This is a genomic window from Ensifer sp. NM-2 (assembly GCF_003024455.1).
Lineage (GTDB): Bacteria > Pseudomonadota > Alphaproteobacteria > Rhizobiales > Rhizobiaceae > Ensifer > Ensifer canadensis.
The window spans coordinates 1-24,091 of the sequence record NZ_PVZR01000010.1; the positions used below are offsets into that span (position 1 = coordinate 1).

Annotated in this window: 23 protein-coding genes and 1 pseudogene; 19 read left to right on the forward strand and 5 right to left on the reverse strand. The window is 62.7% G+C overall.

Annotation, left to right across the window (positions count from 1 at the left end; all coding sequences use genetic code 11):
- Positions 1-188 (forward strand): annotated as a pseudogene (locus tag C6558_RS19895) (IS110 family transposase); the annotation flags it as partial.
- 263 nt (positions 189-451) lie between these two features.
- A complete protein-coding gene (locus tag C6558_RS19905; protein WP_057224082.1) occupies positions 452-1,315 on the forward strand; it encodes a DMT family transporter in 864 nt (287 codons plus the stop codon).
- Positions 1,316-1,336: 21 nt separating this feature from the next.
- Here the strand turns inward: C6558_RS19905 and C6558_RS19910 are convergent, their stop codons facing one another.
- Positions 1,337-2,230, reverse strand: a complete 894-nt coding sequence (locus C6558_RS19910; RefSeq protein WP_107027615.1) for a LysR family transcriptional regulator — start codon at positions 2,228-2,230, stop codon at positions 1,337-1,339.
- A 115-nt stretch (positions 2,231-2,345) separates the two neighbouring features.
- Between C6558_RS19910 and C6558_RS19915 the strand changes: the two genes are divergently transcribed.
- From C6558_RS19915 to C6558_RS19955, 9 genes are all read left to right on the forward strand, one after another.
- The gene (locus C6558_RS19915; RefSeq protein ID WP_107027616.1) at positions 2,346-3,254 is read left to right on the forward strand and encodes an NmrA/HSCARG family protein; all 909 of its coding nucleotides are present in this window, start codon (positions 2,346-2,348) and stop codon (positions 3,252-3,254) included.
- A gap of 25 nt (positions 3,255-3,279) precedes the next feature.
- Positions 3,280-3,528 (forward strand): DUF2798 domain-containing protein, encoded by a 249-nt coding sequence (locus C6558_RS19920; protein ID WP_198956878.1) that lies wholly within the window; start codon positions 3,280-3,282, stop codon positions 3,526-3,528.
- A gap of 129 nt (positions 3,529-3,657) precedes the next feature.
- Positions 3,658-4,404 (forward strand): GntR family transcriptional regulator, encoded by a 747-nt coding sequence (locus C6558_RS19925; protein WP_025428406.1) that lies wholly within the window; start codon positions 3,658-3,660, stop codon positions 4,402-4,404.
- Between the two features lie 173 nt (positions 4,405-4,577).
- Positions 4,578-5,264, forward strand: coding sequence for an N-acetylmannosamine-6-phosphate 2-epimerase (locus C6558_RS40850; protein ID WP_038577785.1), 687 nt, complete (start codon positions 4,578-4,580; stop codon positions 5,262-5,264).
- Positions 5,261-6,127, forward strand: a complete 867-nt coding sequence (locus C6558_RS40855; RefSeq protein ID WP_244445456.1) for an ROK family protein — start codon at positions 5,261-5,263, stop codon at positions 6,125-6,127. The genes C6558_RS40850 and C6558_RS40855 overlap by 4 nt, the downstream gene beginning before the upstream one ends.
- A gap of 13 nt (positions 6,128-6,140) precedes the next feature.
- The gene (locus tag C6558_RS19940) at positions 6,141-7,469 is read left to right on the forward strand and encodes an extracellular solute-binding protein (protein ID WP_107027617.1); all 1,329 of its coding nucleotides are present in this window, start codon (positions 6,141-6,143) and stop codon (positions 7,467-7,469) included.
- Positions 7,470-7,606: 137 nt separating this feature from the next.
- Complete coding sequence (locus tag C6558_RS19945; protein WP_107027618.1) at positions 7,607-8,494, forward strand: carbohydrate ABC transporter permease; 888 nt, start codon at positions 7,607-7,609, stop codon at positions 8,492-8,494.
- Complete coding sequence (locus C6558_RS19950; protein ID WP_107027619.1) at positions 8,491-9,312, forward strand: carbohydrate ABC transporter permease; 822 nt, start codon at positions 8,491-8,493, stop codon at positions 9,310-9,312. The genes C6558_RS19945 and C6558_RS19950 overlap by 4 nt, the downstream gene beginning before the upstream one ends.
- A 20-nt stretch (positions 9,313-9,332) precedes the next feature.
- The gene (locus tag C6558_RS19955) at positions 9,333-10,394 is read left to right on the forward strand and encodes an ABC transporter ATP-binding protein (RefSeq protein WP_025428402.1); all 1,062 of its coding nucleotides are present in this window, start codon (positions 9,333-9,335) and stop codon (positions 10,392-10,394) included.
- A gap of 23 nt (positions 10,395-10,417) precedes the next feature.
- Here C6558_RS19955 and C6558_RS19960 read toward each other — a convergent pair whose 3' ends face one another.
- Positions 10,418-11,458: a dipeptidase gene (locus tag C6558_RS19960; protein WP_107027620.1), complete on the reverse strand. Its 1,041-nt coding sequence runs from the start codon at positions 11,456-11,458 to the stop codon at positions 10,418-10,420.
- A gap of 286 nt (positions 11,459-11,744) precedes the next feature.
- On the opposite strand from C6558_RS19960, the gene C6558_RS19965 reads away from it, so the two are divergent.
- The 7 genes from C6558_RS19965 (at position 11,745) to C6558_RS19995 (ending at position 19,368) form a co-directional block, all read left to right on the forward strand.
- A complete protein-coding gene (locus tag C6558_RS19965; RefSeq protein WP_107027621.1) occupies positions 11,745-13,343 on the forward strand; it encodes an ABC transporter substrate-binding protein in 1,599 nt (532 codons plus the stop codon).
- On the forward strand, positions 13,340-14,353 hold the full coding sequence (locus tag C6558_RS19970; protein WP_107027622.1) for an ABC transporter permease: 1,014 nt from the start codon (positions 13,340-13,342) through the stop codon (positions 14,351-14,353). Before C6558_RS19965 ends, C6558_RS19970 begins: the two co-directional genes overlap by 4 nt.
- Positions 14,350-15,252: a nickel transporter permease gene (nikC, locus tag C6558_RS19975; RefSeq protein WP_107027623.1), complete on the forward strand. Its 903-nt coding sequence runs from the start codon at positions 14,350-14,352 to the stop codon at positions 15,250-15,252. The genes C6558_RS19970 and nikC overlap by 4 nt, the downstream gene beginning before the upstream one ends.
- 4 nt (positions 15,253-15,256) lie before the next feature.
- Positions 15,257-16,087 carry an ABC transporter ATP-binding protein gene (locus C6558_RS19980; protein WP_025428397.1) on the forward strand — a complete coding sequence of 277 codons (831 nt, stop codon included), beginning with the start codon at positions 15,257-15,259 and terminating at the stop codon, positions 16,085-16,087.
- Positions 16,084-16,824 carry an ABC transporter ATP-binding protein gene (locus C6558_RS19985; protein WP_025428396.1) on the forward strand — a complete coding sequence of 247 codons (741 nt, stop codon included), beginning with the start codon at positions 16,084-16,086 and terminating at the stop codon, positions 16,822-16,824. The genes C6558_RS19980 and C6558_RS19985 overlap by 4 nt, the downstream gene beginning before the upstream one ends.
- A 39-nt stretch (positions 16,825-16,863) precedes the next feature.
- Positions 16,864-18,378, forward strand: a complete 1,515-nt coding sequence (locus C6558_RS19990) for a serine hydrolase (protein ID WP_107027624.1) — start codon at positions 16,864-16,866, stop codon at positions 18,376-18,378.
- Positions 18,379-18,465: 87 nt separating this feature from the next.
- Positions 18,466-19,368 carry a LysR family transcriptional regulator gene (locus C6558_RS19995; protein WP_107027625.1) on the forward strand — a complete coding sequence of 301 codons (903 nt, stop codon included), beginning with the start codon at positions 18,466-18,468 and terminating at the stop codon, positions 19,366-19,368.
- 77 nt (positions 19,369-19,445) lie between these two features.
- Here C6558_RS19995 and C6558_RS20000 read toward each other — a convergent pair whose 3' ends face one another.
- The 3 genes from C6558_RS20000 to C6558_RS20010 all read right to left on the reverse strand — a co-directional run bounded on the left by C6558_RS20000 (position 19,446) and on the right by C6558_RS20010 (position 22,619).
- A complete protein-coding gene (locus C6558_RS20000; RefSeq protein WP_025428393.1) occupies positions 19,446-20,312 on the reverse strand; it encodes a D-amino-acid transaminase in 867 nt (288 codons plus the stop codon).
- Positions 20,313-20,337: 25 nt separating this feature from the next.
- Positions 20,338-21,393, reverse strand: a complete 1,056-nt coding sequence (locus C6558_RS20005) for a P1 family peptidase (protein ID WP_025428392.1) — start codon at positions 21,391-21,393, stop codon at positions 20,338-20,340.
- Between the two features lie 179 nt (positions 21,394-21,572).
- The gene (locus C6558_RS20010) at positions 21,573-22,619 is read right to left on the reverse strand and encodes a DUF930 domain-containing protein (protein WP_025428391.1); all 1,047 of its coding nucleotides are present in this window, start codon (positions 22,617-22,619) and stop codon (positions 21,573-21,575) included.
- 413 nt (positions 22,620-23,032) lie between these two features.
- Between C6558_RS20010 and C6558_RS20015 the strand changes: the two genes are divergently transcribed.
- Positions 23,033-24,076 (forward strand): amino acid ABC transporter substrate-binding protein, encoded by a 1,044-nt coding sequence (locus C6558_RS20015; protein WP_038577778.1) that lies wholly within the window; start codon positions 23,033-23,035, stop codon positions 24,074-24,076.
- The last annotated feature ends 15 nt before the right edge of the window (positions 24,077-24,091 follow it).

Sequence of the window (24,091 nt, forward strand, 5' to 3'; positions counted from 1 at the left end):
TCGCCAGCGATGCGCAACTTCATGACCAGTACGAGCATCTGAAGATCAGAGGAACCAACAAGGCGCGTGTGGCGATCGCGCGCAAGCTTTTGACGATCGCCTTCCAGATCCTGCGTGACCAGCGCGCCTATGAGCCGCGCGGCGAAAGCACGATGGGAGGCGCGTCGACGATATCCCGGTTGTCCTGATGGCTTTTTAGCGAGCCCGGCAGGTCCGGGCTGCGCTCCTTAAGGAGAATGGGAAACCGGGAGCCGAACGCCACTCTGTGACCGAAGCCAAGGCATCAGGGTCACGCATTGGAGACTGGTTCAGAACCGAAGGACGGCCCTGTCCAGCGGAAGGAAGAACATTGAGCCGATCGGCAAAAAGCCGGTCAGAACGAAACCGAACCCAAGGAAAAGCCGCCAATCGAAGGCGTTTTGCCCCTTGTGTTCTTTCATTGGAGACGACAATGGACAGGACGACGACCGGCTGGATAAACGGCTTTGTGGGTGTATTGATTTTCAGCGGCTCGCTGCCGGCCACACGCGCTGCCGTCATGGACTTCGACCCGGTGTTCCTGACGGTCGCGCGCGCGGCCATCGCCGGTGCACTAGCGCTCTGCCTGCTCCTCGTCTTTCGCCAACCCAAGCCGACGCGCGCCGATCTCTTCTCGCTGGCGATCGTCGCCTTCGGCGTCGTTCTCGGTTTTCCGCTGCTGACCGCGCTGGCGCTTGAGCACGTGACCTCGGCCCATTCGATCGTCTTCGTCGGATTGTTGCCCTTGGCGACCGCGGTCTTCGGCGTGCTTCGCGGCGGCGAGCGACCGCATCCGGCCTTCTGGCTGTTTTCCTGCCTCGGCAGCGCACTGGTTGCCGGTTTCGCGCTCACGCAGGGCTTTTCGGCCTCGCCGGTCGGGGACCTCCTGATGCTTGCCGCAATCATCGTCTGCGGTCTTGGTTATGCCGAGGGAGCAAGCCTGTCGCGCAAGCTCGGCGGCTGGCAAGTGATCTGCTGGGCGCTGGTACTGTCGCTGCCGGTCATGATCGGTATCGGCCTCTTCTCGAACCCGCCGTCCTTCGAGATGGTGAATGGCGCGGCCTGGACCGGGCTTGCCTATGTCTCCGTCTTCAGCATGCTGATCGGCTTCGTCTTCTGGTATCGCGGACTGGCGCTTGGCGGCGTCGCCGGCGTCGGACAGTTGCAGCTGCTTCAACCGTTCTTCGGCCTCACGCTAGCTGCAGCGCTTCTCCACGAGCCGGTTAGCTGGGCCATGCTGGCTGTCACCGGCGCCATCGTGCTGTGCGTAGCCGGTGCAAAGAAGTTCGCGAAATAGACGGCAAGCACTGAGCCGTCGTCAGAGGTGATCGAGTTTGAGCCGTTTGCTGAGGAGATCGATAAATGTCCGGACCTTCGCCGTCGGCGTCCTGCCCTCGCGCCAAAGGACGTGGATCGGAACAGGCGCAGGCTCGAACTCTTGAAGTACAATCTCGACCCGACCCTCGGCGATCAAGTGCTCGATCTGCCAGAGCGGAGAGTAGCCAAGACCGAGCCCCTCGCAGACGGCGGCATAGATTGCCGTCATGGCGTTTACCCGCAACGGGCCGGCTACTTTGACCTCACGCGGCTTGCCGTCGATCGAGAACATCCACGCGCCGGGCCGGTCGCCACCTGAACGAACGACACAATTGTGCTGCTTGAGTTCATTTGGATGCATCGGCCGGCCATGGTCGGCGAAATAGGACGGCGTGCCGAAAACCACACGGCGCAGCGCGCCCAATCGCTTTCCCATCAGACCGGAGTCAGCAAGGTCTCCAATCCGCACCACCATGTCGAGCCCGCCGTCTGCGAGGTCGACGAACGCATCGGAAAGGTCGAGTTCGACCTCGACCTTTCGATGTTGCCGCATGTACTCGGCGACGATCGGCATCAGGAAGCGCGGGGCAAACAGCGCTGGCGCGCCGATCCGCAGCACGCCTGAAGGCTCCATCCGTCGCTGTACCGCCTCAAGCCTGGCTTCGCGGATTTCATCGACGGCAGGTTTGATCCGGCGATAGAAGATTTCGCCAGCCTCGCTCGGCGTCGAGCGGCGCGTCGTGCGGTGGATGAGTTCCACGCCAATATCGTCTTCAAGAGCGGCAAGCGCACGGCTGACGGTTTGCAACGGCCGCGCAAGACGGCTGGCCGCCGCCGTCAGGCTGCCGAGTTCCACCACGGCGACGAACACTTCCAGGTCTTCGATACGGCTCATTCCATTATCCCGCTTTTGTAGAGAATAAATCACATTTTTGGATGATTGTCCAAATTTTTGCCGAACGATAATCTGCGTTCACATTGAAGTGACGAGCACAGGAAGGCGAAATCGCATGACAGCGAGAGGCAAGAAAGCGACCGGAAATAGGATACTTGTCGTCGGGGCAACCGGCCGGTTTGCCGGGCTTGTCATGCCCGAACTGGTCCGCCGCGGCGCCGTCTTGCGCGCCCTGATCAGGGATCAGTCCAATATCGGCCTGGCGCAATCACTTGGCGCCCGACAGGTTGCGGTCGGCGACCTTAGAGATCGCGACAGCCTCGACATCGCACTGCAGGGCGTCGACGGCGTCTTTCATCTCGGACCGGCTTTCGCGCCGGACGAAACGGCGATGGGCATCGCGATGGTCGACGCGTCGGTCCGTGCGGGTGTGCGAAAATTCGTCTTCTCCTCGGTCATCCAGCCGACGAACACGCGGCTGAAGAACCATGCTGCCAAGATACCGGTCGAGGATGCGCTCTATTCGTCCAATCTCGAATACACCATCCTGCACCCGGCAAACTTCATGCAGAACATCCGCTCAGCCTGGCCGACCGTCGTCGAACAGGGCGTCTTTTCCGAACCCTTTCCGAAGACCGCGCGTGTGGCACGCGTCGACTATCGTGACGTCGCCGAGGTGGCGGCAATCGCGCTGACCGAGGACCGGCTCGCCTACGCCAGCCTCGAGCTCTGCGCCGATGGTCGCCACAACAGGGAAGAGATCGCCGAGATGATGGCAAAGGCGCTTGGCCGGCCGATCGCGGCCGGTGAGATCGGCTTCCACGAATGGGCCGCTCCGGCGCGGGCAAAATACACCGAGCACCAGCTAGGCCTGCTCGCCAAGGTTTATGAGCACTACGCAGCCGTCGGCCTTGGCGGCAACAGCCTGTCGCTCAGGGCCGCTCTTGGGCGGGAACCCCGGAGCCTGCAGTCCTTCATCGAAGAGCTGGCCGGCGCCAATCCCCGCCTTCAGCCCCACGCCTGAACCTTGAAACCGGAGCATGACCCAAATGCCGAAGAAACTTCCTCCGCGCTATAACGCCGTCGCCATGCCACTGGTGCTGTCGGTGCTGATGTCCTGCCTCGTCTCGGCCGTCTCGACCACGGCCAATGCCGGCTTCAGAGCCGATCTGTTCTCCCTGTGGATGAAGGCCTGGGGCATTTCGTGGCTGGTGGCGTTTCCAAGCCTGCTGCTCGTGCTGCCACTGGTACGCCTCATCGTCGCGGCGATCGTGCAGGCACCGCAGGCCAGACGTTGAGTCTGGCTTGATAAACGGTCGAGCCGTGCACCGGCTTGGTAAAAGCCGTAAAATTCGGCCCCCAGTACAATACCAGTTTAACACCGGGCAAAAATATTGCATAAGGAGGCATCTCAAGCAGGTGTCTCCATGAGCGATCAGGCAACTCTCGATTTTCTGTTGCAGACCATGTCCGGCGAGAGCGGCGAGCCGCTCTACCGCCGGCTCGGCGAAGCGATCAAGGCGGCGATCGGCGCCTCCGTCATACGGCATGGTGCAGTCATTCCGAGCGAGCGGGACCTGAGCGAGGGTCTGGCGATATCGCGCGTGACAGTGAGAAAAGCAATTGAGGGCCTGGTCGCCGAAGGGCTATTGGATCGGCGCCAGGGCGCAAAGACCGTCGTCTCTTCGCGTGTCGAAAAATCGCTGGCGACGATGACAAGCTTTTCGGAGGATATGCGGTCGCGCGGGCTCGAACCCGGATGCGTCTGGATTTCGCGGGAGATCAGCCGCCCGTCGCCGGCAGAGATGATGGCGCTCGGCATTCCCGTCAGCGAAAAGATCGTTCGCCTGCGGCGGCTGCGCACCGCCGACAACACCCCGATTGCCATCGAGACCGCGGCACTCCCCGCCCGTTTCGTGCCGCAGCCTGAGGCGATCGGCGCCTCGCTCTACGAGTATCTGGCCGCCCATGGCGCCCTTCCCGTCCGGGCGCTGCAGCGCATGCAGGCAAAGCCGGCGAGCGAGGAAGAACGCCGCCTGCTCGCGACACCCGAAGGCACCAGCCTTTTGATCATGGAGCGCCGCTGCTTCCTCGCCGACGGCCAGATCGTCGAGTTTACCCAGACCAAATATCGCGGCGACGTCTACGACTTCGTCATCGAATTGATGCGATAATACCAGTTTAATTCCTGTTGCAATCTGGTCTTGCCCTGTTACCGTAATGGCCTGATCGGGTCGCAACGGTACGGGCTGACACAGCCTCAAAGCCATGATGCGGCCGAGTAGCAAATGCGTGCGGGGAGCGGCTGATATCGCCAAAGGTCGTTACCCGCGCCAGAGGAGCCGGCGTGACATTCGAGATCCAAAGCCTGAAGAACGGACTGATCGTTTCCTGCCAGCCGGTCAAAGGCGGCGTCATGGACAACGCGGCGATGGTCGTCGGCTTCGCCTTGGCGGCGCTTAATGGCGGTGCGGCGGCGCTCCGGATCGAATCTGCCGACTACGTCCGCGCCGTTCGCCAGGCGACCGACCGGCCGATCATCGGCCTCGTCAAGCGCGACCTGACGACCTCGCCTGTTCGCATCACGCCGCTGATCGAGGATGTAGATGCATTGGCCGCGGCGGGCGCGGATATCATCGCCTATGACGCCACGCAACGGACGCGCCCGGTCGAGACCAGGCGCCTGATCGAGCGCATCCAGGCAACAGGAAAGATCGCCATGGCCGATTGCTCTGTCAGCAGCGACGCGGCGCAGGCCTTGCGCGAAGGCGCCGAAATCGTCGGCTCGACACTCGCCGGCTACACCGGACCGGTGGAGCCGACCGAACCGGACTTCGCGCTCATTGCCGCCATGCGCAGGCTCACACCCTTCGTCGTTGCGGAAGGCTGCGTCCGCACCCCGGAACAGGCGTCGCAAGCGCTGCGGGTCGGCGCCTTCACCGTCGTTGTCGGCTCCGCCATTACCCGGCCGGAACACGTGACCTCCTGGTTCCGCACAGCGCTCGACGAAACCCTGGCATCGAGCGGGGCATGAATGTGATGGCGCAGGCGCAGGCCACCCTCTCCATCGACCTTGGCGGCACGAAGATGCTGGCGGCGCTGGTGCGCGACCGGACCGTTCTCGAAACGCACAAGATGGCGACACCCCGCGGCGGCGATCCAGCCGAATGGCTGCAGGCTTTGTTCGACGCCATCGCCATGTGGAACGGTCGCTACGACAAGGTCGGCGTCGCCGTTACCGGCATCGTCGACGATGGCCATTGGTCAGCGCTCAACCGCAACACGCTCGATATCCCCGATCGCTTCCCGCTGACCGACGTGGTCGCGGCACTTTCGGGCTCGCCCGTCCTTGCCGCCAACGACGCCCAGGCGGCGGCCTGGGGCGAGTTCAGCTTCGGTGCCGGCCGGCGCGAGGACATGGTTTTCCTCACGGTTTCGACCGGGATCGGCGGCGGCATCGTCGTCAACGGCCGTCTGCTCGGGGGCCTTGCCGGGCACTTTGGCCAGTTCCGCCTTGATGAGGCGACGCACCATACGCTCGAAGACCAGGTTTCCGGCCATTGGATAGCCGGGGAGGCCAGCGTCCATCAAAAGGATGCCACCGCCCGCGAGGTCTTTGCAGCGGCCGACGCCGGGCAGGAGTGGGCGCGCCGGATCGTCGAGGCCTCGGCACGCCAAACGGCTTTGCTGTGCCGCAATATTCAACTCGCGCTCGATCCGAAGCGCATCGTCATCGGCGGCGGCATTGGGCTGGCGCCGGGCTACCTGACATCCATCGAGCGCGCGCTGGGCGACCTTCCGCCGCGCCTCAAGCCATCGATCCACGCCGCCGAACTCGGGGAGAACGCTGGCGTGGTCGGAATCGCAGATCTTGCAGAGCGTCAACAACAACTTTGAGGGAGAACCAAAGATGACACTTGCGACCATGAAACGAGGAGCGCTGCTCGCAGCCAGTATCGCCGGCCTTCTGGCAAGCCCGACACTGGCAGAAGTCACCGTGCTCGGCTGGCCCGGCGGCCCGGAGGAAGTGGCGCTGCGCGCCGCCGCTGACACCTACAACGCAAAGCCCGACGTTGCCGACAAGGACAAGGTCGAGCTGCTGTTCTTCAACCGTGAGGGCTTCTGGGACAAGCTGCAGGCCGACCTTGCCGCCGGCTCCAAGGCATTCGACCTCAACCTGCTCGCCACCTACTCGATCGGCCGCTACGCGCCGTTCATGGAGCCGGTCGTACTGTCTGAAGAGGCCAAGGCCGTCTATGGCGACTCGGTGCTTTCGACGATGCAGTATGAAGGCAAGCAGTACGGCGTGCCGACCGACCTGTCGCTGCATTTCATGTACTTCCGCAAGGACCTCATCGACGCCCTGATGAAGGACGATGCGGCAAAGGCGAAATATGCGGAGATCTCGGAGAAATACCTGGGCAAGAAGCTGGAGCCGAAGGCTCCGGACGAATGGACCTGGGACGACTATGCCACAACGGCGCTTTACTTCACGCAAGCCGTCAATCCGGACAGCCCGACGCGCTACGGCACCGTGCTGCAGCTCAAGAACCTGCTGTTCAACATCATGATCTGGCAGTCGGTGCCGCGTGCCTACGGCGCCAACTGGATGGACGACAGCGGCAAGATCATCGTCAATTCCGACGCCTATCGCAAGGGCCTGGAAATCTACAAGCTGCTCTACGACAACGGCGCAACCCCGCGCGACTCGCTCTCCTACGAGTTTGCGGAAGCGAACGCGGCCTTTGCTTCCGGTCAGGTGGCGGCCATGCTGCAATGGAACGCCGCCGCCGGCGATCTGACCAGTAAGGAAAAGTCACCCACTGTGGCCGAGGTCACCGATACCGTAGCCCCTCCCGCCGGTCCGGAAGGGCGCTTCACCCATATCCACGGCCTCGGCTTCGGTCTCAACAAGAACGCCGAGAACAAGGAAGGGGCGGCCCTGTTCCTGAAATGGCTGTCTTCGAAAGAAGCGGCGCTGATCTATGCCAGGAACAACGGCGCACCGGCGTTGACACCCGAGGTGGTCGCCGAAGTCGCGGAAGCACGGCCGGATCTGGTCAAGCTCGGCGAATTCGCCGGCAAGTACGGTTACGTCATGAACGGCGGCACCTCGGCCAAGGCGCTGTCGGTCTATGAACTGCAGGCCAAGGAGTTCACCGGTTACTGGTCCGGCCAGCAATCGATCGACGATGCGCTCGCCAATACCGAAAAGGGCATGGCCGAACTGCTGAAATAAGCGAAAGCACCGGCGGCGGGTGACTGTCGCCGGTGCCCTTCGGCAAGACCGGTAGTTAAGGAGTGACAGGCGCCCGCCGGGAACTGTCTCTCCGTGAGCCGCCGACACCCTAAGACAGGTAGACACAGATCGGTCCGATGACGAAAGCCTCGCAACGCCCCCTTGTCCAGGAATTCAGGTTACTCGCCACGCCCGTGGTGCTGTTCCTCCTTGTCTTTCTCGGCTTTCCCGCGATCGTCAACCTGATCTATTCGGTCTCCGACGTCTCGTTCGAGACGTTGCGCCAGCCCGAATTGTCCGGCTTCAAGAATTTCGCCGCCGTGTGGAGCGATAGCGCCTTCTGGCAGGCAAGCTGGTTCTCGTTCCGCTTTGGTCTTCTGACGGCCGCACTCGAATGCACACTCGGGCTTTTCCTCGCCATATTCCTGTCGCCGCTGATCGAGCGGCGCAGCTGGCTGATGGCGATCCTGATGCTGCCGCTGATGGTAGCGCCGGCGCTGGTCGGCCTGATGTATCGGCTCGTCCTACACGAGTTCGTCGGCCCCGTGCCCTATTATCTCTGGACCTATTTCGGCGCGAGCCTGTCCTTTCTCGGCCCCGGCTCAGCCTTCTGGACGCTCGTGGTCGTCGAGACGCTGCAGTGGACGCCGTTCGCGCTGCTGCTGTTCTACATGGCCTACCAGGCGATCCCCTCCGAGATCGCCGAAGCTTCGGCCATGGATGGCGCCAAGAGTCATCATCGGCTCTGGTACATCGAATTGCCCTTGATGCTGCCGACGATCGTCGTGGCCTTGCTCATCCGTTTCATCGACGGTTTCCGCGTCTTCGACAACGTCTATGTCCTGACCGGCAGCGGCCCCGGCGGCTCGACGGCATCGCTGTCGATCTACATCTACGAGGCGTTCTTCAAGCAGGGTGCCATCGGCAAGGCGGTCGCCACCTCGGTGATCCTGTTCGTCGTCTCCTTTGCCGTCCTCTACGGCCTCAATTTCATTGCCAGCCGGCGGAAGGGAGCGGCCCGATGATGACAGCACTTCGCTGGCTGGTATTTGCGATCGCCGCATTCGCCATGAACTTTCCGATCCTGGTGACCCTTTCGACCTCGTTCAAGAGCACCAGAGAGCTGTCGACCAATCCCGGCCTTTGGGTGCAGTCGCCAACGCTCGACAACTATCTCGCGGTCTTCCAGGTGACGGACCGGTTGAACATCTTCCTCTATCTGTTCAACAGCCTCTCGGTCGCCTTGATCGGCACGTTGCTGGCGGTGGCGCTCGCCCTTCCCGCGGCTTACGCGATTGCCCGCGGCCGGCTCGGCGAGCGGACGCTGCTGCCGTTCATCGTCAACCTGCGCGCCGTTCCGCTCATCATCTTCGCGATCCCGCTCTATATGATGTTCCAGTGGCTGGCGCTGCTCGACACCCGTCTCGGCCTCGGGCTGATCCTGACCATCGTCAACCTGCCGCTGGCGCTCGTTATCCTCGTCAACGCCATCCGTGACCTGCCGGCCGAGCTCGACGAGGCCGCGCTCATGGATGGAGCCAACCGGACGCAGATCCTCTTCAAGGTGATCGCCCCTGTCTGCCGCCCTGCCATCGTCACCAGCCTGATCTTCGGCTTCATCACCGCCTGGAACGAGTTCCTGTTCGGCCTGATGCTGACGACGTCCAAGGCCGTACCAATCACCGTCGGCGCCTCGTTCTTCTTCGCCGCCAGCGGCGGCGGCGTGCAATGGGGCGTGGCGTCTGCCGTGATGATCGTCGGCGCGCTTCCCCCGGTCCTGCTCGGCCTCATCATGTATCGCCAGATCAGCGGCTCGATGACAGCAGGCGCGGTCAAGGGCTGACCTTTATTTCGGAGACAACCATGGCTACGATTTCACTTAAAAAGGCCGGCAAGCAATACGGCAACCTGGAGATCATCCGCGAACTCGACCTCGACATCGCCGACGGCGAATTCGTCGTCATCGTCGGCCCTTCCGGCTGCGGTAAGTCCACACTGCTGCGCATGATCGCCGGGCTGGAGGAGACCACCTCCGGCCAGCTCTTCATCGACGGCCGCGACGTGACTGCGGCCTCCCCGGTCGAGCGCAAGCTCGCTATGGTGTTCCAGTCCTACGCGCTCTACCCGCACATGACGGTCCGCCGCAACATGGGGTTCGGCCTCAAGCTGGCAAAGCTGCCCACTGGGCGGATCAAGGCCAAGGTCGAGGCGGCCGCCGAGACCTTGAAGCTCACCCACCTGCTCGAGCGTTACCCGAAGGAATTGTCCGGCGGCCAGCGCCAGCGCGTCGCGATCGGCCGAGCGATCGTTCGCGAACCCGTCGGTTTCCTCTTCGACGAGCCGCTCTCCAATCTCGATGCGGCGCTACGCGTCGACATGCGGCTCGAAATCGCCAAGCTGCACCGCACCCTCGGCGCGACGATGATCTACGTCACCCACGATCAGGTGGAGGCGATGACACTTGCCGACAGGATCGTGGTGATGAAGGACGGACGCATCATGCAGCAGGGCAGCCCGCAGGCGCTCTACCAGACGCCCGCCAATCTGTTTGTCGCCCAGTTCATCGGCAGTCCGAAGATGAACCTTCTGGCCTGCCAGCCCGGCGCTAGCGGGCTCGACCTATCCGGCGAAGGCAGCATTCAGCTGCGAGTATCCGGCGCTGCAGCGCCAGCGCATCTGGGCGCCCGGCCCGAACATCTGTCTCTGGTTTCGCCCGAAAGCGGCCATTGCCGGGGCACCGTCGAGGTCAGCGAATATCTTGGCGGCAACACCAGCGTCTTCGTGCGCGCCGGCAAACTCGGGTTGATCAACGTCAGCGCCCCCGCCGATACGCCCTATCGCATCGGCGAGACCGTGGGCATCAGTATTGATGCGGCGAGATCGTCGCTGTTCGACGAGGCAGGAGCAGCAATCGCAGCGAACTGATAAGGCTCGCTGCGCGCCCTATCTTACGCGCCCCAGGTCGTTTCCAGCACCCGGATCCAGTTGCCGTGGCAAACCTTGGCGAGCGTCGCCTCGTCGTAACCTCGCTTGCGGAGCACGTCGACCAGTTGCTGCAGGTCGGCCGCGTCGCGCATCGCCGCGGGGATCGTGGTGCCGTCAAAGTCGGAGCCGAGCGCGACATGATCGATGCCGATGCGGTTGGAGATGTAGTCGATGTGATCGGCCAAAAGCTCGAGGCTGGTGTCCGGGTTCTTGATGCCATCAGACCGCAAGAACAACACGCCGAAATTGATGCCGGCAAGGCCGCCGGTTTCCTTGATGGCGTCGAGTTGGCGATCCGTGAGGTTGCGGCTGTGCGGGCAAAGCGCATGCACGTTGGAATGCGAGGCGACCAGCGGCGCATTGGACAGAGCGGCAATGTCCCAGAATCCCTGCTCGTTCATGTGCGACAGGTCGACCATGACCCTGAGCTCGTTGCACGCCCGGATCAGATCCTTGCCGCTTTCCGTCAGGCCGGGACCGATATCCGGCGACGACGGGAAACGGAACGGCACACCATAGGCAAAGATGTTCGGCCGGCTCCAGACAGGCCCGAGCGTGCGCAGGCCGGCGGCGTGCAGCACGTAAAGCGCATCGAGATCGGCGGCGAAGGCTTCGACACCTTCGACGTGGAGCACCGAGGCGAACACACCGTCGGCGATGGCCTGGCGGATATCGGCTGCCGACCGGCAGATCTTCAGACGGCCGCTCGCTCGCCGCTCAAGCCGCATGAGCAGGCTTGCCATGCCGAGCGTGCTCTTCAGCGCATCCTGCTGATCCGGCGTTGCGAAATCGCCATTAGCATCCTTCTGCATGCTGGGCGACGCGACATAGACAGCGCAAAGACCACCGGCGAGCCCACCTTTTTCCGCCTTGACGAGATCGATATGACCGCTGCCGCCGCCGTCAACGAAGCGGGCCTCGGCGTCTGCCTGCTGCGAGTGCCACAAGCGGGACAACACATCGTTATGTCCATCGAAGACCGGAATTTTCGCCTGTGTTGCCAATTGGGGACCGCCTTTCAACTTGTTTGCCGCCCACGGCGGCCGACTGCGCACGACTCAAACTGGCCGTCGCGCGCGAACATAATCATCTGACAGCCCTAGGGGAAAGCCGTCCATCGGCGCAAATGCAAACCATGCATAGGCCCTGCCGAAATCGGAATTGGTAGCACCAAGCCATGTTGTGCTTAATCCGGCCACTAACAAGGGAACACGGTTGGCGGTGAGGTGAACTGCGAAACCTCACGACGGCCGTTCGCATGACGTTAAGTCCGAGAAGGGGATATTTCCGATGATTTCCAGACGCAACCTGTTGATCGGCGGCGCTGCCGTGCCGTTTCTGTCCTATGTCAGCCTGGTTCCGGCCTTCGCCGAAACGCCGAAGGACATTCTGGTTGTCGCTCAGCAGCTCGACAACATGACCAGCCTCGATCCGCATGAGAGCTTCGAGGCAGTCGGCAGCGAAATCTGCGGCAATATCTACCAGAAGCTCGTTCATCCCAACCTTGATGATGCCAACAAGGTCGACCCGATCCTGGCTGAATCCTGGGAAACCGATGCCGACAGCAAGGTCTTCACCTTCAAGCTTCGCGCAGGCGCAACCTTTGCCAGCGGCGCGCCGGTTACGTCAGAAGATGCGGCCTTCTCGCTGCAGCGCGCCATCAAGATGAACAAAGGCCCGGCCTTCATCATCGCCCAGTTCGGCTTCACGCCGGAGAATGTCGAAGAGCGCATCGTCGCCGTCGATGCTTCGACCCTACGCCTGACGCTCGAGGAGCCGGCATCGCTCTCCTTCCTGCTCTACTGCCTCTCGGCCAATGTCGGCAGCATCGTCGAGAAGAAGGCCGCGCTCGAAAACGAAGTCGACGGCGACCTCGGCAACGCCTGGCTGCAGAAGAACACCGCCGGTTCGGGCGAGTTCGCGCTGCAGTCCTGGAAGCCGAGCGAGAGCGTCGCGCTGACGGTCAATCCGAACGGCCCCTACAAGGGCAATATCAAGCGCATCATCCTACGCCACGTTGCCGACCCGTCGTCGCAGCTGCTGATGCTGCAGAAGGGCGACGCCGACATCGCCCGCAACCTCAGCTCCGAACAGCTGCGCACCCTGCAGGGCGACGAGAACTACACGCTGGTTCGCAAGGGCGTCGCCTCGCTCGTGCTGATCTCGCTCAACCAGAAGCAGGCAAACCTCGCAAAGCCTGAGGTCTGGCAGGCGATCAAGCACGCGCTCGACTACAAGGGCATGCAGGAAAACATCGTTCCGCTCACCCACAAGATCCACCAGAGCTTCCTGCCCGAGGGCTATCCGGGCGTCGTCAACGATACGCCGTTCGTCAAGGACGTGGCCAAGGCCAAGGCGCTGATGGCCGAGGCGGGCCTCGAAGCAGGTTTCGACATCGTGATGGATCATTATTCGGCACAGCCCTATCCGGATCTGGCGCAGGCGATCCAGGCAAACCTTGCCGAAATCGGCATCCGCGTGCAGCTGCAGGCGGCAGAGAACCGCCAAGTGCTGACCAAGATGCGCGCCCGTGAGCACCAGATGGCGCTCTCGGCCTGGGGATCGGACTACTTCGACCCGCACGCCAATGCCGACGTCTTCAACATCAACCCCGACAATTCGGATGATGCCAAGTCGCGCCCCTTCCTGTGGCGCTCGTCCTGGCAGGACGCCGAGATGGCAAAGAAGGCAGAAGCCGCCCGCGACGAGCAGGATCCGGCAAAGCGCATCGCGCTTTACGAGGAACTGCAGCGCGCCCACATGGAGCACAGCCCCTTCATCTTCATGCTGCAGACGACGACCACAGCCGCCTGCCGCAAGTCCGTCGCCGGCATTCGGCTCGGCACGCTGTCGGACTCCCACTCCTACGCAGAGGCGTCTAAGGCTTGAACAAGCGTATCCGAAGCTTTTCCGCCACGTTGAGCAGCGTCCTCCTGACGCTGCTCGGCCTGACGATCGTCACCTTCATGATCGGCCGCGTCATGCCCGTCGACCCGGTGATTGCCGCGGTCGGCGACAACGCCTCCGAGGCGGTGATCACCCGCGCGCGCATCGAAATGGGCCTCGACCAGCCGCTGATCGTGCAGTTCTTCCGTTATCTCTGGCAATTGCTGCACGGTGATCTCGGCATGTCGATCCTGACACGCAACCCTGTTGCGACCGATATCGCCCGGTTCTTCCCGGCTACGCTGGAGCTGGCCACGGCGGCGCTGCTGCTGTCGGCGGCAATCGGCATTCCGCTCGGCGTCTGGGCGGCCGTCCGGCAGGGCAAGTTCGTCGATCAGGCAATCCGCGTCGTCTGCCTCGCCGGTCATTCCGTTCCGGTGTTCATGCTGTCGCTGATTTCGCTGTTGATCTTCTACGCGACGCTTGGCGTGGCACCGGGACCCGGCCGCCAGGACGTGATCTTCGACGGCATGATCGATCCGGTCACCGGCCTGTTGACGATCGATACACTGATCGCCGGCGACTGGGATGCTTTCCGTGACGCCGTGGCGCACATGGCGCAGCCGGTCTGCATCCTCGCCTATTTCAGCATGGCCTATATCACCCGCATGACCCGGGCCTTCATGGTCGATGCGCTGAAGGGCGAATTCGTCATCACCGCGCGCGCCAAGGGTCTCTCGGCATCGACTGTCATCTGGAGCCACGCCTTCCCAACGGTAGCCGTACAACTGGTGACGGTATTGGCGCTGACCTATGCCGGACTTCTTGAGGGCGCCGTCGTCACCGAAACGGTCTTCAGCTGGCCGGGCCTCGGCCAATACCTGACCGTGTCGCTGATGAACGCCGACATGAACCCGGTGGTCGGAGCGACCCTTTTGATCGGCCTCATCTATGTCGGCCTCAATCTCATCGCCGACCTTCTCTATCGTGTACTGGATCCCCGCGTCCGATGATGCTTACGACCTTTCGAAACTGGGCGCTGGACGAAACGCCCGCCTCCCGCACACAGGCCTCCTGGGGTCATCGCTACCGCATCTGGCTGAAGCTCAGGTCCAACCCGCTGGCGATGATCGGTCTGACGATCATCCTCGTCTTTTCGCTGCTTGCGGTGCTTGCGCCGGTACTGGCGCCGCACGATCCAGCGATCCAGAACCTGGCCAACCGGCTTGCCGCCCCAAGTGCTGCCCATTGGCTCGGCACCGACGAGCTCGGCCGCGACATCTTTTCACGCATCCTCTTCGGCGGCCGCGTGACCCTCGGCATGGTCGTTTCCGTGGTTGTCCTGGTGGCGCCGATCGGGCTCGCTGTCGGGTGCATCGCCGGCTATTTCGGCGGCATCGTCGATACGGTGCTGATGCGCGTGACCGACGTGTTCCTCGCCTTCCCGCGCCTCATTCTCGCACTTGCCTTCGTCGCGGCGCTGAAGCCGGGCGTCGAAAGCGCCATCCTCGCCATCGCGCTCACAGCCTGGCCGCCCTATGCGCGTCTCGCCCGCGCCGAAACCATGACCGTGCGCCGCAGCGATTTCATCGCCGCCTGCCGGCTGACCGGTGCATCGCCATGGCGCATCATCATGCGCCATGCAGCGCCGCTCTGCGTGCCGAGCCTGATCGTGCGCATCACGCTCGACATGAGCTCGATCATCATCACCGCTGCAAGCCTCGGCTTCCTCGGCATGGGCGCGCAGCCGCCGTCACCGGAGTGGGGCGCGATGATTGCCACCGCCAAGCGATTCATCTTCGACCAGTGGTGGGTCGCCACCGTTCCCGGCATCGCGATCTTCCTCGTGTCGCTCGCCTTCAACTTTCTCGGCGACGGATTGCGCGACGTGCTCGATCCGAAGGGGGACTGAGACCATGCTGGTTGATATCAAGAACCTCCGCATCGCCTTCGAGAACCGCTCCTCGCGCTTCGAGGCGGTGCGCGGCATCTCGCTTTCACTCGGCGCAGAGAAACTCGGCATCGTCGGCGAGAGCGGCTCGGGCAAGAGCCTGACGGCACGGGCGCTGATGAAGCTGCTGCCCTCCAATGCCGCCATATCAGCCGACCGGCTCTCCTTCGACGGCATCGATTTGCTCTCTGCCTCGGAAAAGCAGATGCGCCAGATCCGTGGCAAGCGGGCGGGCTTCATCCTGCAGGATCCGAAATATTCGCTCAACCCGGTGATGAACATCGGCCGACAGGTGGCGGAAGCCTGGCGTGCCCACAAGGGCGGCAGCAAGAGGCAAGCGCTCGAGGCGGCGATCCATCTCCTCGACCAGGTTAAAATCCGCAATCCGCGCGAAGTCGCCGCCGCCTACCCGCACGAAGTCTCGGGCGGCATGGGCCAGCGGGTGATGATCGCGATGATGCTGGCACCCGATCCGGAGCTGCTGATTGCCGACGAACCGACGAGCGCGCTCGATGCGACCGTGCAGGCAGAAATCCTGCGGCTGATCGAGGAGCTGGTGTCGGAGCGCAACATGGGCCTCATTCTCATCAGCCACGACCTGCCGCTCGTGTCGCATTTCTGCGACCGCGTCGCGGTGATGTATTCCGGCCGCGTGATGGAAGAGCTGAAGGCGTCCGAGCTGCTGAACGCCCGCCACCCCTATACCAAGGGGCTTCTCAACTGCATGCCTTCCCTCACGCATCCCAGGGACCGGTTGCCTGTTCTCAACCGCGATGCATCGTGGCTCACCGCATGATCGACGTTGAAAATCTCCGCATAAGATTCGGCGACCGCGAAGTCGTCAAAGGTGTCTCGTTTTCGGTGAAGAAGGGCGACAGCTTCGGCATCGTCGGCGAAAGTGGCTCGGGCAAATCCACGATCCTCAGGGCGATGGCCGGGCTCAATGAAAGCTGGGCCGGTCGCATCGCCTTTGGCGGTGAAGCGGCGGCACTGAAGCGCCCACCCGCCTTCTTCCGCCGGGTGCAGATGGTGTTCCAGGATCCTTATGGCTCGCTGCATCCACGCCAGACAATCGATCGCATTCTCAGCGAATTGCCGCTCGTGCACGGCATGGACAATATCGACAAGCGGATCGTTCAGGCGCTGTCCGACGTGGCGCTGCCGCAGGCGGCCCGCTTCCGGTTTCCGCACCAGCTGTCCGGCGGCCAGCGTCAGCGGGTGGCGATCGCCCGGGCGCTGATTGCCGATCCGCAGGTGTTGCTGCTCGACGAGCCGACGAGTGCGCTCGACGTTTCGGTGCAGGCTGAGATCCTCAACCTATTGTCCGATCTTCGCGAAGCGCGAAATCTCACCTACATTCTCGTCAGCCACAACCTGGCGGTGATCGCCCACCTCTGCGGTCAGGTCGGCGTCATGCTGAACGGCGAAATGGTGGAGCAACTGAGCGCGCAGGACCTTCGAGCGGGCAAGACACACCATGCCCATACGACGGAGTTGCGTATGCTGAGCGTCGGGCTGGAAGAACCGGCCTGACTTCGCCCCTTGGTGACAACTAGGACAATGGAAGAAAACATGCCGGCACATTTCGATTGGCACGCCGCATCCGCCACAGCCGAAGGATTCGCCAAGCAGTGGGCGGAGAACGAACCGGGCGGCGCCATCGTCGGTTTCGACGATAGCGGCATCCGCTTTTCGCATGCGCGCGGCGTCGAAAGCCTGGCAACGTTTGCGCCATTCTCGGCCGAAAGCGTCGTTCGCTATGCCTCGGTCACCAAGCATTTCTTCTGTGCCATGGTGCTTGGCCATGACGACATCATCAAGCTCGACGACCGGCTTGGGCACCATCTGCCCGCACTCGTCTCGCCGCTTGCCGACGTGACGGTCGGCCAGGCGCTGGATATGAGCGGCGGCCTGCCGGATACGCGCGAATGCCTGTCCCTGCTCGGCCTCTCCGTCTACACGGACACACAGGCCGCACCGCTTCTGGCGTTTCTGGCGCGTCTGCGGCGGCTGAATTTCGATGCCGGCAGCGAGGTCTCCTACTCCAACACCGGTTATCGCCTCGTCGAGGCCGCGCTGGAGCGCAAGGGCTTTGCGTTCGATGACTTCATCCAGAACGACGTTGCCGGACCGCTCGGCGTCACCTTCAAGGCGCCCGACGTCTGGAACGATCCGGTCGCGAGCCTGGTGCCTGGTTATTGGCACTCTGGCGAGCGCTGGCAGCTTTCCGCCGCCGGCCTGCATATCTCCGCTTCCGGCAGCCTGACAGGAAGCGCCAATGCGCTCACTGCCTGGTTGCAGGCATTGATGGGCGGGCACGGTCGTTACGAAGGTTTGCTGGAAAGGTTGCAGACGACCCGTTTCCTGGCGGACGGACGGCCGAGCGGCTACAGCCTTGGCCTGCGTCTGTCGACGCTCGGCGACCGTAGCTTCGTCGGCCACGGCGGCTCACACCCCGGCTACAAGACTTACTTCCTGCTCGACCCCGAAAGCCGCTCGGGCTTCGTCGTCGTCTCCAACCGTGAGGACACCAACGGCAACAAGATCGCGCTCGAAAGCATGGCGGCGCTGACCGGCTTGCCGCTGCCAACACCGGCAGCCGGCATTCCCGACGGCCTCTATATCACCGAACAAGGTCCCTGGTGGCTGGAGATCAAGGGCAGCGTCTGCACCTATCTCGATGCCGACGACACGCTTTACGACGACGGCGACGGGTGGGTTTCCTCGCGCTCGGCCTCGTCGCCGATGCGGCTGCGGCTGGAGGGATCGGCGCTTGTCGGCGAGGCGGGCCATGCGGCGCGGCGGTTCCTGCCCGTCGCCGGCCAGCACGTTGTGCCGGCGTCTCTCTCCGGAGCGTGGCAGTCCCCTGAAGGGGCAGAGTTCGAGATCCGCGACGGGGCGGTGGTTATGGGTGTTGGCCCGGTGCGCAACGTCATGCCGCTGACGGCGCTCGGCAACGGTCGCTTCCTGTTCACGCTGCATGACGGCCCCTGGACGAAGCGTGTCTGCCTGCATGCCCTCGACGATAACCGGGTGGAACTGGTGCTCAACCGCGCGCGGATGATGGAATACCGCCGTCGGCCCTGATTTTTCTTGAAGCCTGTCGAACTGTGCCTAAAAGGGGTCAGGTTCCCGCTGCAAGGCGGGAAATGACGTTCTTCAGGAGTGCATGCGTTGGAAATCAAGTGGCTCGAAGACTTTCTGGCACTGGCGAGCACGCTCAATTTCTCGAAGGCGGCCGACGAACGGCACGTCACCCAATCCGCCTTCAGCCGCCGGATCAAGCAGCTCGAAGCCTGGGTCGGCGCGAGCCTTGTCGACCGCGCCACCTACCCCTCTCGGTTGACCGAGGCGGGCCTGAAATTCGTTCCGGTGGCGCAGGAAACCCTCAAGCACCTCTACCAGTCCAGGCGCAACCTGCAGAAGGAAGAGGGCTCGGACGCCAAGACGATCAAGGTGACCGCGCTCCACACGCTCTCCTTCACCTTCTTTCCCGACTGGATGAACCGCATCAACAGGAAGGCCGGCCCGGTCTTCTCGCGGCTTCGCCCTGACTCCGGCAGCATGGAGGAGAACCTCAACTCACTGGTCGATGGCTCGTGCGACTTCCTCCTGACCTATGCCCACACCCAGGTGCCGCTGCTCCTGGACCCGCAGGCGTTCGAACACCGCTTGCTCGGCCATGAAAAGATCATCCCGGTTTCGGCGCCTATCGAAACCGGAGCGGCCGCGCACCTGCTGGAGGGCGGTGCAAAGCCCTTCCCTCATATCAGCTACGAGAAGTCGTCATTCTTCGGGCAATTGCTGGGAGAGCTGGTCGGCGCCGACCTGCCGCCCTTTCAGCGCGTGCATGAGGGCAGCATGTCCGTCGGCCTGAAAGCGATGGCGCAGGCCGGCTGGGGCATTGCCTGGGTGCCGGAAAGCCTGATGACCGCAGAGCTTTCGTCCGGCACGCTGGTGCGCGCCGCCGATCCCCGTTGGGATATCAGCGTCGAAATCCGGCTCTATCGCGCCAAGGACAACCGGCGCCCCGTCGTCGGCCGTATCTGGCAGTCGCAAGAAGCGGCTGCCCTTTGAGGAAGGTATGAAGCGGTTCCGGTCAGGATTCGCTTCGCACTCCTGTCCCATCGACTGCCCCTCCCGCTAATCGGCCGCTAGATCGCCGTACGGCGGGCATTTTCCAGATAGAGTTCACGCAGCCGCTTGACCATCGGTCCGGGCACGCCGTCGCCGACAGGCTTTCCGTCGATGCGCGTCACGGAGACGACGAAGTTCGACGCGCTCGTCAGGCATGCCTCGCGGGCGCCCAGCGCCTCATCGAGCGAAAACGGCCGCTCCTCGATCGTAAGCCCCTGCTCGCGCGCCAGTTCCAGCGCGGCAAGGCGCGTGCAGCCGGGCAACGTCGCACTGCTGTTGCCGCGGGTAACGATCCTGCCGTCGTCGGTAACGATATAGGCGGTGGAGGACGCGCCTTCGGTCACCAACCCGTCCTCGATCATCCAGGCTTCGTCGCAGCCTTCGGCCTTGGCGATGCGCTTCGCCATCACCTGCGGCAAGAGACATACGCTCTTGATATCGCGTCGCGCCCAGCGCTGGTCGGCGACCGATTTGACGGAAACACCGTTGTCTACCGCTGCGACGTGCTCGAGCGTCTTGACCTGGGTGAAGAGCAGCAGCGTCGGCTTGATCTCTCCTGAAAACAGGAAGTTGCGATCCTCGGCGCCGCGCGTGAGTTGCAGATAGACCACGCCCTCGACGAGGTTGTTCTCGCGCACCAACCGGCGCTCGATCTCGACGATCTCGGAAACGGGGACCGGAAGCGGCACGTCGATCTCGCGGGCGGAGCGTTCGAGCCGCGCCATATGCAGCGCGCTGTCGATAAGCTTGCCTTCGAGCACGGCGGTCACTTCATAGATCCCGTCGCCGAACAGGAAACCGCGGTCGAAGACCGAAAGATGCGCCGCGTGCTCGGAAACGAACTCGCCGTTCAGATAAACGATACGGCCGGTCGGGTTGGACATGGTAACTCCGTCTGAGGGAAGAGAATTAGGCTTTGAGGGCTGCGAGGCGGACGAGCGAAATCGCCTCAACCGAACTCACCTTGCCGGTGGCCGCATTGAAACCGCTTGTGGATTGCGCCGTGACCAGCGAATTGAGGATCGCCTCTTCTGTCGCCTCGATCGTCGCCTCGAACAGCGGCGAGATCAGGTCGTTCGGCAGGTCGGGGTAGCTGGAGATCGCTGTGCGCCGCTCGCGCGTCCGGCGGACAGCTTCCGCGGTGGAGAATGCCAGCGCATAGTCGCCGGATCCATTGCTGAGGGCGGCACCGGTGCGGGAGAGGCCGCCAAAGGCGCGCTCGGCCAGCCGTTCGAGGCTGCGCGCCGACAACGGCGCGTCGGTGGCGACGACGATGACGATTGAGCCGTCGCGATCATGTCCCGACGGCGCATCATAGGGATGCCCGCAAATCAGCAGCCGGCCGCCATAATTGGACTGCACCAGCACGCCGACTGTGAAGGTTTCGCCTGCCGCCTTGACGCGGCGCGAACTGGTGCCGATCCCGCCCTTGAGACCGAAGGCCACCGTGCCGGTGCCGGCGCCGATGGCGCCCTCTTCGACCGGACCGGGCGCCGCCGCGGCAATTGCCTTGCCGATCTCATCGATCGTCGGGCGGCCGGCGCGGATATCGTTCAGTCTGGAGTCATTGGTCTCTCCGACGACGGCGTTGAGCGACACAACCTTTTCGTTGCCCGGCTGGGCCAGCGTAAAACGGTTGATCGCCTCGATCGCCCGCCCGGTTGCGAGCGTATTGGTCAGAACAACTGGCGTTTCGAGCTCGCCCAACTCGGCGATCTGGGTCGAACCTACGAATTTGCCGAAGCCGTTCAGGACCGCCAGCGCCGCCGGCACCTTGTCCTGAAACAGATTGCCCTGGTGGGGAAGGATAGCAGTCGCGCCCGTGCGGATCCTGTCGCCCTCGACCACAGTCGCGTGGCCAACGGCTACACCGGCAACGTCGGTAATCGCGTTCAACGAGCCGGTTTCATATACGCCTGGGCGGAATCCGAGGTCGCGAAGCCTTTGGCGCGTGTTTGCCGACATGTAGCCTTTTCCCCATTTTGCCAAGTGGCGATCCGCCGCAAACGACCGTCGCCCTATTTGGCTGGAAGCTACTCTGCCCTGCGACAAAACGGCATCGCAAAAATGGAATAGTTCTATGAGAAGTCCGCAAGACGACCGGACGTCTCGCGTTGCAGAGCACGGGCGGCTCGAAGATCGGCTCAGTTGGGCGGCAGACGGCGGCTCTTCCAAGCCGTTTTCGGAACGATGTTGCCGATGGCGAAGCTGAAAGATGTGACCTCGACCGTCTCGAGATCGACCTTGCATTTGAAGTCGACGTCGTACCAATTGCCCTTGCTGCGATAGGCGCCGCCGCTTGCGTCGATCTGCTCCTTGCCGATGAACCCGCCAGATGGCCCGAAGGGCACGAGTATATCAGGAAAGTCCTCCGGCCGCTGATGGCGGATCTGCTCCAGGGCTTCGATGTTGCAGAGTTGGAGGATACGCTTCTTGACCGGAAGTTGGCCCATCGCCTGCTTAACGCGCGGATCGGCGATCGACTTCGCCGAAAAAAGCTCCTCGGCCTTGACAAACCGGTCGGACGGCAACTTCGCCGTCGCTTCGGCCTCGCCTTCCGTCTCGTCACTTTTCTCCTTGTCGTCGGCAGGTTTGCGCACCGGCACCGAATCGGCTTTGGACACCGCCTTCTCGGCATCCGCCTCGGCAGCCGGCTTCTTCTCATCCGCCTCGGCAGCCGGCTTCTTCTCAGCAGCACTATTATCGCCGTTGGCAGGGGTCGACAGGACGGCAAGCTGCTGCGGTGTCGGCTTTTCCGTCTCCGGTTGCTTCTGCGCCTGCGCCTCCTCTTTCTCCACCTTCTTCGTGGCGGCGTCGGCCGCCTCTGCCTTCTTCGGCTGGTTCACCACATCCTTCTTCTCGGCCTTCGCAGTGGGCGGAAGCTGAGCAGCTTTAGCCTCCTGCTTGATCTTGGCCGCAGCCGACTCGAAGGCCTGTGGCTGCTGACGAGAGGGAGCCGGTTGTGGCTTCGGCTGTTCCTTCTTCGGCTGAGCCTCCTGCTTGGGCTTCTCTTGCTGCTTGGGCTGCGGTGGAGAGACGAGTTCGACGTTGATGCTCTGCTCGCCCTGCGGTTTGGGCGTTTCCTTCGGCAGTTGGATCAGCAGCAGAGCGATGACAAGCAGGTGCAGAGCCACCGAGGTCGGCGTGCCCCATCTGATCTTCTCCCACCATTTTTCTGAAAACAGCTGCATCGCTTACGAGATAATGGACCACATGGGCGGAAGCTAGGTGCTTCGGCACATCTCAACAAGTGGCCGCAATAAAGCACACACAAACCGGAGACTTGACCGGTCGTAGCCTGGCCCGGTCAAGATGCGCACAGCGGTGAACGAAAAATCATCCGTCACCCGAAGAAAATGCGCGGGGCCATCATGAGCTGAGCACACAGCCAGTCAGTGCGAATGTCTTTGCGAGGTTAAGGCCCAGCAACTATCGAAATCATTTCACCGACACTGAAAGGCGAGAAATTTCTTCCCGAAATGGCAGATATTCCGCATAATCATCTCTATTCTATATTTTCTATAGATTTAAAAAATAAAGGCAGTCGCGGCCCGGGATTTGTCGGGCGGCGCGACGGACGAACACCATGGCCAGGAGCCTCTTCATGCAGCGAAATTCTATCGGCAGCAGATTTTTCACAAAGGCATTTACAGCCACGGCGGCCCTGACGGCAGCCCTGATCGCCTCCTCCGCCCTTGCGGGCGAGACCCTCGACAAGATCAAGGCACGCGGGCTCATCAAGGTGGGCGTCGGCACCACGCCCGGCTTCTTCACGCCGGATAGCAGCGGCCGCTGGCAGGGTTTCTTCGTCGATTTCGGTCGCGCGCTCGCAGTCACCGTCTTCAACGACACCGAGAAAGTCGAGTTCACCAACTCCTCGCCGCAGCAGCGCCTCCCCGCCCTGCAATCGGGCGAATTCGACATCCTGCTCTCCGGCGTGACCCAGACAGTGACCAGAGCGTTCAAGCTCGGCTTCCATTTCGGCCCGGTGGTCTTCTATGACGGCCAGGGCCTGCTGGTGCGCAAGGATCTTGGTGTCGGCAAGGGCGAGGAGCTCGACGGAGCGACGATCGGGGTCCAGAGCGGCACGACCGGCGAACTCAACATCGCCGATTTCTTCCGGAAGACCGGCAAGACCTTTACGCCTGTGACGATCGAAGAGACCGGCGAATTCCTGAAGGCACTCGATTCCGGTCGCGTCGATGCGCTGACCCAGGATGCGACCGACCTTGCCGCCAAGCGCACGCAGCTTTCCAAGCCGGACGACTATGTCCTTCTGCCAGAGCGCCTGTCGAAGGAACCACTCGCACCGGCCATTCGCGCCGGCGACGACCAGTGGCTGGAGATCGTCAACTGGACCGTCTACGCCACGATCCAGGCGGAAGAGTTCGGCATCACCCAGAAGAATGTCGACAGTTTCCTTACGAGCGAAGATCCGGGCATCAAGCGCTTCCTCGGCGTTGATCCGTCGCTCGGCGAAGCCATCGGGCTTGACCCGAAGTTCGCCTATAACATCGTCAAGGCGGTCGGAAACTACGGCGAGATCTTCGACCGCAACGTCGGCAAGGGCACGCCGCTCAATTTCGATCGCGGCTACAACCAGCCCTGGACCGCCGGCGGCCTACTCTATTCGCCGCCGTTCCGTTGAGCCTTTGCCGGTATC

Bases quoted from the DNA above. Each gene is read 5' to 3' on its own strand.
- C6558_RS19905 (WP_057224082.1), top strand. From the start codon at position 452: ATGGACAGGACGACGACCGGCTGGATAAACGGCTTTGTGGGTGTATTG.
- C6558_RS19910 (WP_107027615.1), bottom strand. From the start codon at position 2,230: ATGAGCCGTATCGAAGACCTGGAAGTGTTCGTCGCCGTGGTGGAACTC.
- C6558_RS19915 (WP_107027616.1), top strand. From the start codon at position 2,346: ATGACAGCGAGAGGCAAGAAAGCGACCGGAAATAGGATACTTGTCGTC.
- C6558_RS19920 (WP_198956878.1), top strand. From the start codon at position 3,280: ATGCCGAAGAAACTTCCTCCGCGCTATAACGCCGTCGCCATGCCACTG.
- C6558_RS19925 (WP_025428406.1), top strand. From the start codon at position 3,658: ATGAGCGATCAGGCAACTCTCGATTTTCTGTTGCAGACCATGTCCGGC.
- C6558_RS40855 (WP_244445456.1), top strand. From the start codon at position 5,261: ATGAATGTGATGGCGCAGGCGCAGGCCACCCTCTCCATCGACCTTGGC.
- C6558_RS19940 (WP_107027617.1), top strand. From the start codon at position 6,141: ATGACACTTGCGACCATGAAACGAGGAGCGCTGCTCGCAGCCAGTATC.
- C6558_RS19945 (WP_107027618.1), top strand. From the start codon at position 7,607: ATGACGAAAGCCTCGCAACGCCCCCTTGTCCAGGAATTCAGGTTACTC.
- C6558_RS19950 (WP_107027619.1), top strand. From the start codon at position 8,491: ATGATGACAGCACTTCGCTGGCTGGTATTTGCGATCGCCGCATTCGCC.
- C6558_RS19955 (WP_025428402.1), top strand. From the start codon at position 9,333: ATGGCTACGATTTCACTTAAAAAGGCCGGCAAGCAATACGGCAACCTG.
- C6558_RS19965 (WP_107027621.1), top strand. From the start codon at position 11,745: ATGATTTCCAGACGCAACCTGTTGATCGGCGGCGCTGCCGTGCCGTTT.
- nikC (WP_107027623.1), top strand. From the start codon at position 14,350: ATGATGCTTACGACCTTTCGAAACTGGGCGCTGGACGAAACGCCCGCC.
- C6558_RS19980 (WP_025428397.1), top strand. From the start codon at position 15,257: ATGCTGGTTGATATCAAGAACCTCCGCATCGCCTTCGAGAACCGCTCC.
- C6558_RS19985 (WP_025428396.1), top strand. From the start codon at position 16,084: ATGATCGACGTTGAAAATCTCCGCATAAGATTCGGCGACCGCGAAGTC.
- C6558_RS19990 (WP_107027624.1), top strand. From the start codon at position 16,864: ATGCCGGCACATTTCGATTGGCACGCCGCATCCGCCACAGCCGAAGGA.
- C6558_RS20000 (WP_025428393.1), bottom strand. From the start codon at position 20,312: ATGTCCAACCCGACCGGCCGTATCGTTTATCTGAACGGCGAGTTCGTT.
- C6558_RS20005 (WP_025428392.1), bottom strand. From the start codon at position 21,393: ATGTCGGCAAACACGCGCCAAAGGCTTCGCGACCTCGGATTCCGCCCA.
- C6558_RS20010 (WP_025428391.1), bottom strand. From the start codon at position 22,619: ATGCAGCTGTTTTCAGAAAAATGGTGGGAGAAGATCAGATGGGGCACG.
- C6558_RS20015 (WP_038577778.1), top strand. From the start codon at position 23,033: ATGCAGCGAAATTCTATCGGCAGCAGATTTTTCACAAAGGCATTTACA.